Source organism: Cryobacterium sp. TMT2-10, assembly GCF_004403075.1.
In the GTDB taxonomy this organism is placed as follows: Bacteria; Actinomycetota; Actinomycetes; order Actinomycetales; family Microbacteriaceae; genus Cryobacterium; species Cryobacterium shii.
On record NZ_SOGW01000086.1, the window covers coordinates 1 to 6926 of the forward strand.

The 6926-nt window shown below is 68.3% G+C and carries 6 protein-coding genes and 1 pseudogene; all 7 read left to right on the forward strand.

Annotation, left to right across the window (positions count from 1 at the left end; all coding sequences use genetic code 11):
- Positions 1-273: 273 nt before the first annotated feature.
- Positions 274-1365: a hypothetical protein gene (locus E3T37_RS09800; RefSeq protein ID WP_134366602.1), complete on the forward strand. Its 1092-nt coding sequence runs from the start codon at positions 274-276 to the stop codon at positions 1363-1365.
- A gap of 31 nt (positions 1366-1396) precedes the next feature.
- The gene (locus E3T37_RS09805) at positions 1397-2278 is read left to right on the forward strand and encodes an LPXTG cell wall anchor domain-containing protein (protein ID WP_134366603.1); all 882 of its coding nucleotides are present in this window, start codon (positions 1397-1399) and stop codon (positions 2276-2278) included.
- A 194-nt stretch (positions 2279-2472) separates the two neighbouring features.
- Positions 2473-3033 (forward strand): hypothetical protein, encoded by a 561-nt coding sequence (locus E3T37_RS09810; RefSeq protein ID WP_134366604.1) that lies wholly within the window; start codon positions 2473-2475, stop codon positions 3031-3033.
- Positions 3030-3962 carry a sortase gene (locus E3T37_RS09815; protein WP_241994560.1) on the forward strand — a complete coding sequence of 311 codons (933 nt, stop codon included), beginning with the start codon at positions 3030-3032 and terminating at the stop codon, positions 3960-3962. Before E3T37_RS09810 ends, E3T37_RS09815 begins: the two co-directional genes overlap by 4 nt.
- A 233-nt stretch (positions 3963-4195) precedes the next feature.
- Positions 4196-4969: a phosphate ABC transporter ATP-binding protein gene (locus E3T37_RS09820; RefSeq protein ID WP_198416034.1), complete on the forward strand. Its 774-nt coding sequence runs from the start codon at positions 4196-4198 to the stop codon at positions 4967-4969.
- A 38-nt stretch (positions 4970-5007) separates the two neighbouring features.
- The gene (locus tag E3T37_RS09825) at positions 5008-6543 is read left to right on the forward strand and encodes a CYTH and CHAD domain-containing protein (protein WP_134366605.1); all 1536 of its coding nucleotides are present in this window, start codon (positions 5008-5010) and stop codon (positions 6541-6543) included.
- Positions 6544-6650: 107 nt separating this feature from the next.
- A pseudogene (locus tag E3T37_RS09830) lies at positions 6651-6926 on the forward strand (hypothetical protein); the annotation flags it as partial.

A 6926-nucleotide genomic window follows, 5' to 3' on the forward strand; every position in this document is an offset into this window, starting at 1 on the left:
CCACGGACGCCGCGGGCACCGTCACCGGCCCCCTGGTGGCAAGGCCGACGCCCGCGGACCCGGTCGTCGGGCTGGTGCGCGCGGCGGTCCCGGCCGGGCTGCTCTCCGGCCTGCTCGCCGCCGGCGGCGTCCCCCTGATTTCGCGCGTTCGGAGACGATCCTGATGCGCGCCCGACTTGACGGTTCACACGGGGCTTCCGCCTCGAAGCGAAGCGCCGAGAAAGAGGGACCCGCCCGGGTTCGTCTCCTGCACCACACCCGAAAGGCACCCCAGTGAACACCAAGAAGATGATTGCGCTCTGCGCGACTGTCGGCGTGGCCATCTCCGGTCTTGTCATCGCGACCCCGGCCAACGCCGAGCCCGTCTCCAACAGCTACTCCATTGTCGGTTCCGACACCCTCGAGGACGTTGTCAGCGCCCTGGTCAACGGTTCCTCCCTCTCGGGAGCGTCCGTTCGGACGACGGCCAATGGGAACACCATCGGCTCCTTCGACGCGACCGGAACCCCCTACATCACGGCGAAAACCTCCGGCGTGCGTTTCGGCCGGCCGAATGGCTCGGGGGACGGCCGCACGGCCCTGCTCCGTTCCATTGACGGCGCCCCGTACACCTCCGGAACCGTCGGCGGGCCCGCGGGCGTCGTCATCACGGGCCAGGTCGACATCGCGCGTTCGTCCGGATCAGGCACTGTCGATCCGGCAGGCAGCCTGATTCAGGTGCCCTTCGGTCGAGACGCGATCGCCTACGCGTACGACAGCGGTTCGACGGCGGCCGGCATCAACACCATCGACACTGCGACCATGAAGAGCCTGTACACCTGCAGCGTCACCACTCTGGGCGGTGTCACGGTCACGCCCGTCATCCCGCAGGCCGGCTCCGGAACCCGCAAGGACTTCATGGCCAAGATCGGCGTCACGGACTCGACGCTGGGCTCCTGCGTCACCGTGGGTCAGGAGCATGACGCCTCCAACCTCGGCCTGAACGCCGTCATGCCCATGTCGGTGTCTCGCTGGGTCGCCATGAACACCGGGGCGAGCTTCCCCAAGAAAAAGGACACCACGGTTTTGGGCTCGCTTGTCGCCGGGGCCACCCCCGTCACGGGAACGGGTACCTCCATGGTTCCCAATGCGCCGTACTACGCCGACTCCCTGTGGGGACGCGACACGTACCTCGTCGTGCAGTACGCACGAGTCGACCCGTCGAACGCCGCGTACGACTCGACCCTGGCCGCAGTGCTCGATCCGACGAAGGGCCAGAGCCTGACCAACTCCCAGACGACTTTCGCCGCCAAGGCCGGTTCGCTGAAGAAGAAGTTCGGCATCCTGGCTCCCTCCACCACCACCGCCGTTCGCATCTCCAAGTGACCTACGTTCCAAGAACAGGACCTGTAACTACATGAAGCTCAATAAGAAGACGCGTTACGCCGCCGCCGGCGTCGTTTCCCTCGCCCTGGTTGCCGGGGCCTCGTCCGCGGCGAACGCCGCGCCGCAGATCAATGGTTCTGCCGCTCCCGTTTACATGTATGACACGAACGCGGCGCAGGTGCCGGATGGTCACGTCTGGGCATGGGATGACGAGCTCATCGGTTCGTCCACTCAGGGCGACATCAATGGCGAGTTCACTTGCCCGGCCGACAGCACGAACGTGTTCGCCTTCCTCGCCGCCCCCGGCACCGAGACGACTGTCCTCACTTGGAAGGCCTATGCGGGCCTCGGGTTCAATGGGGCCACGAAGAACGTGCTGAACCCCTTCCTCACACCGCTCTCACTCATCAACAACTCCCAGGGCGCGGCCAGGGCCGCCGGTGGTAACTACAGCCTCGGTCTCGCCTGCACGAAGTTTGACGGTGTCGCAGTGACAGCCGCTTTCTTCCGTTCGATCAGCGTCGTTCCGGTCACCGGCGCCTTCACGTTCCTGCCGCAGGCCGCTGTGGCGGCTCCGACGCCGACGCCCACTGCGACGCCGACTGCGACGCCGACTGCGACGCCGACTGCGACGCCGACTGCGACGCCGACGCCGACTGCGACGCCGAAGCCGACTGCGACGCCGACGCCGGGAGTGACGTCAGGCTCCTCGGACAGCTTCACGCCTGGCTCGTCGGGGACCCTGACGTCTGGCTCGTCGGATCGCCTTGGATCAACGACGAACCATGCTGACAAGGGGCTCGCGTCGACCGGAACGGCCAACACCCTGCCGTTCCTGGTCTCGGCCATGCTCGCCCTGGCGGCCGGAGCCGGCGTGATCATCGCGCGTCGTTTCCGCCGCGTAAAGAAGTAAACCGCACTCCGTACCACGGAAGGCCACGGGAACGAATGTCGTCCCGTGGCCTTCCGGCACGGGAGACGAGCGGGGACGGGAGCGTTTCCCCTTCGTTCGCCTCGCGTTCAGCACTCCGAAACCTCGAATGGACTAACTTGACTGTGCTCACATCCGCTGCCGCCCGCCGCCTACCGGCCGTGACCCTGACTGCAATGTCCTTGTTCCTCGGGCTGGCTTGGCTGGCCGTATTTCCGGCAAGCGCCCAAGCGGCCACGGATTCGCACGCGAGCAACAGCCACGACTTCCTCTACGTCAGCGGGCTCACCGTGCTCACCGAACCGACGATCGGGCCGGGCGGCGGGGACCTGGCCCTGGAGTTCACGATGAAGAACGTCAGCACTTCCCCGATCACCTCGAGCGTGCAGTTCCGGCTCGACAACGCGATCAACCAGCCCATCAAGACTCTCGACAAGGTCGAGGTCGCGAACCTCGCACCGGGGGAGACGCGCACCGTGACGGCGAACTTTAAAAGCGTCGGCCAGTGGACCTTCTATCGCGGCCATGTGACGATGACTCCGCCCGCGGACATTGACGGCACGGCCCTGTGGCCCTCGACCCGCGACTCGTTCACGCTCCTGCTGCCGTGGTTCCTCCTGGCGGTGCTCGTGCTCCTGGCCGCCCTCGTTCTGGCGGTGCGCCAGTTGCTTCGGCTGCGCCGGCTGGAACGACCGCTGCCCGGACTCGTACCCGGATACGGGACCGTCACATCGTGACGATCACCACAGCCCCCCGGCGGCTGAAGCTGCCAACGCCGCCGCGGCGGATGCCCCTGCCTCCACGCGCACCCGTGGTGTTGAGCGTCCGAGACCAGGCCGTTCGCACCGCGCTCACGATCGTTGCCGTGCTCATCTTCGGCTTTCTCGCCCACCTCACGATTTTCGGGCAGGTGCAGCACTTCGTCTCCCAGCAGCAGCTGACGAACTCCCTGCGGGCCGAACTCGCGCAGGGCACGGCGCCGGTCAGTGAGGGTACCGTGGACCGGGTTCTGCTGGCGGCGGGAGCCCCGGTGGCGCTGATCGACATCCCCGCGATCGGGGTGCACGAGGTGGTCGTCGAAGGAACCGACTCCGGCACCCTGCGGGCGGGACCGGGCCACCGCCGCGATACCGTACTGCCGGGCCAGGCGGGCTACAGCGTCATCATGGGCCGCGCAGCCGCCTATGGCGGACCTTTCGCCCGGTTGCAGGAGTTGCGACCGGGGCAGCAGTTCACGGTGATCACCGGCCAGGGCCGTCAGAAATTCTCCGTGCTCGGCGTTCGGTATGCGGGCGACCCGATGCCGGCTCCGCTCGGCGCGGGAAAGAGCCGCCTCGTCCTTGAGACGGCTCGCGGCCCGGCGTTTGTGCCGAGCGGGATCGCCCGGGTGGATGCTGAGCTCGTGTCGGAGACGAAACCCGCCGGCACGCGAGCGACCACGTTTGGGACCCTGCCTGCCGTCGACCGGGAGCTCGCCACCGACACCGAAACGGTCTGGGCGCTGGTGTTCGCCCTGCAGTTCCTGCTGCTGGTCGAGCTCGCCGCAGTGTGGGCCTACCGACGTGTCGGCCTCCGCAAGACCTGGACGGTTTTCCTTCCCGTCGTCACCGTGGGCGGCCTGTTCGTGGCCGACCAGGTGGTGCGCCTGCTTCCGAACCTGCTGTAGAAAAGATGGAGTCCATGAACGAGGAACTGACCAATGATGACCGCACGCAGGTGCTGCCGCTACCGACATCGCCACGGCAGCGGGACGGCCGGCTGCGCCCGCCGGCCCGCTCCGCCACCGACGCCGCGCCGACCGGGACGAGTCGCCTGTCCGTGCCGTGGCGTAAACGCCCGGCGGGCAAGGACCTGTCCCTGAACGCTTCCGGCCCTTCGGCCGTGCGGGATCCTGGCCCGTTGGCCACTCTGGAGGGCCGAAATGTGTCGGCCTGGTTCGGCGAACGCCAGGTGCTCGACCGGGTCAGCCTCACCATGCCCGCCGGAATCATCACCTCGCTGATCGGCCCCTCCGGCTGCGGCAAATCGACGTTCCTGCGCATCCTGAACCGTATGCACGAGCTGGTGCCCTCGGCGAGCCTGGCCGGCGAGGTGCTCCTCGACGGCGAGGACATCTACGACCCCGAACGCAAGCTGGTTGACGCCCGCAAGCACATCGGGATGGTGTTCCAGAAGCCCAACCCGTTCCCGGCAATGTCGATCTACGACAACGTCGTGGCCGGACTGACCCTCACCGGGCGGCGTGCCTCCGTTGACGAGAAGGACTTCCTCGTCGAGAGCTGCCTTACCAAAGCCGGCCTGTGGAAGGAGGTGCGCGACCGGCTGCGCGCCCCGGGCAGTGGCCTTTCGGGCGGGCAGCAGCAGCGCCTCTGCATTGCCCGCTCCCTCGCCGTCACCCCGCGGATCCTCCTGATGGACGAGCCATGCTCGGCCCTCGATCCCACCTCAACCCGCGTCATTGAGGAGACGATGCTCGAGCTGGCCCGCGAGGTCACCATCGTCATCGTGACCCACAACATGCAGCAGGCACAGCGGGTCTCCCAGAACTGCGCGTTTTTCCTCGCTGCCCAGGGGGCTCCCGGCGGGATCGTCGAGCACGGGCCCACCGACGCGATGTTTGGCAACCCGATCGACAGCCGCACGGCCGATTACGTCAACGGCCGGTTCGGGTAGTCCGGTATCAAGGCCCGGTGGGCGCACTAGAATTGATCATGACTTCCGATGGCTTTGCCGAGATCGAGCGCAAATTCGACGTCAATGCGGCCACCGTGCTGCCCGCCCTGCACGACCTCCCGGGCGTCACCCACGTCGAGCCGCCGGTCGAGCATGACCTCGACGCCCTGTACTACGACACCGACGACCTTGCCCTCGCGAACCGGCGGATGACGCTGCGCCGTCGCACCGGGGGAGACGACGCCGGCTGGCACCTCAAGTTGCCCGTGTCCGTCGACGAGCGCCGCGAAATGCGTGAGCCGCTGGGCAGCGACCCGGCGCAAATCCCGGAGCCTATTCTCAACCTGGTCAGGGTCTTCCTGCGTGGACGGGTGCTGGTGCCGGTGGTGCGCCTGCACACCCGCCGCGTCGTGCACCTCCTGGTCGGCAAGAACGAGCGGGTGCTCGCCGAGGTCTGTGACGACGAAGTGGAGGCCGAGCGGTTCGGCACCGGGGCCGGTGGTGCAGATGCGTTCCAGCAGAGCTGGCGCGAGTGGGAAGTCGAGCTCGTCAACGGCTCGAGGGCGCTGTTGGACGCAGCCCAGGAGCGGTTGTCTTCGGTCGGCGTCGAGCCGGCGACGAGCCCGTCCAAGCTCGCCCGGGCCCTGGGCGACCGGGCCCCCGTGCTCGGGGCGCCCGTCTCGTTCCGGCCGACCCGCAAGAGTTCGACCCGAACCGTGCTGCTCGCCTACCTGCACGAACAGGTCGAAGCCATCAGCGCGCAGGATGCTCGGGTGCGTGAGAACGACGTCGAGGCGGTGCACCGGATGCGGGTGGCCACCCGGCGCCTGCGCTCAGCCCTGGCCACCTACCGCGACTTCTTGGACACCGATGTCACGGCGCCGCTGCGCGTCGAACTGCGCTGGATCGCCGGGGTCCTCGGCGGGGCCAGGGACGCGCAGGTGATCCAGCAGCGCCTTGCGCACCGGCTGGCCGAGGAGCCGGAGAACCTCGTGGCCGGACCGGTGGTACAGCGCGTCGACGGCCACTTCGGCACGGTCATTCGTGCCGCCCGGGGCGATGCCCTGGCGGCGCTGAACTCCGACCGGTACTTCCGGCTGCTCGACAGCCTGGACGCGCTGCTGGCGTCACCGCCGCTGCTCCCGGACGCCGCTAAGCGCGCGGACCGGGTCATCCCCACGCTGATCCGGGCCGATTGGAAGAGGCTGCGGGCATCCGTGCGCACCGCTCGACTGACCCCCGCCGGTACCGCCCGGGACGCGGCGTTGCACGAGGCGCGGAAGCGGGCCAAGCGGCTGCGGTACGCGGCCGAGACGGCCGCCCCGCTGCGTCGCCGCCGCGCCACGCGGCTGGTGGCCGCCGCACGTCAGGTGCAGGACACGCTCGGCGACCACCAGGACAGCGTCGTCGCCCGCGGCGTGCTACTCAACCTCGGCATGGCCGCATTCCTGCACAGCGAGAACGCGTTCACCTATGGGCGGCTGCACGCCGTGGAACAGACCGGTGCCGCAGCGACCGAGGCGCGGTTCTTCCGTTCCTGGGCGGACTTCCCCTCCGCCTCCCTGAAAAAGTAGCCGGTCCCGGCGCGGATTCACTCCTCCACAATGCCTGTTTGATCAGGTTATCCACAGTGTGCACGGCTGCCGGGGGAGTGTCGGTGGCCGCCTCTAGCGTGGTCCTCATGAAGCCGTCAGTGTTCGAAGAGCGAGAGGCCATGGGCCGGCATTTCGACGCGATCGCGGAGGCCGAGCGGGACATCGCCGTGGCCTTCGCCCGGCGGGCGGAACGGGTCGAGGATGCCCGCCGGTTCGGGCAGGCCATCGCCCACCACAATGCCCGGGTGCCGGGTGCGCGGCGAGACGCACGTGAGGTCGCCGAACGGGAGTTCTCGAGCGAGCTGGCCTGCACGATCCGGGTGCCGCAGCGCACGGCGGAGAACCTGGTCGCGGAGAGCCGG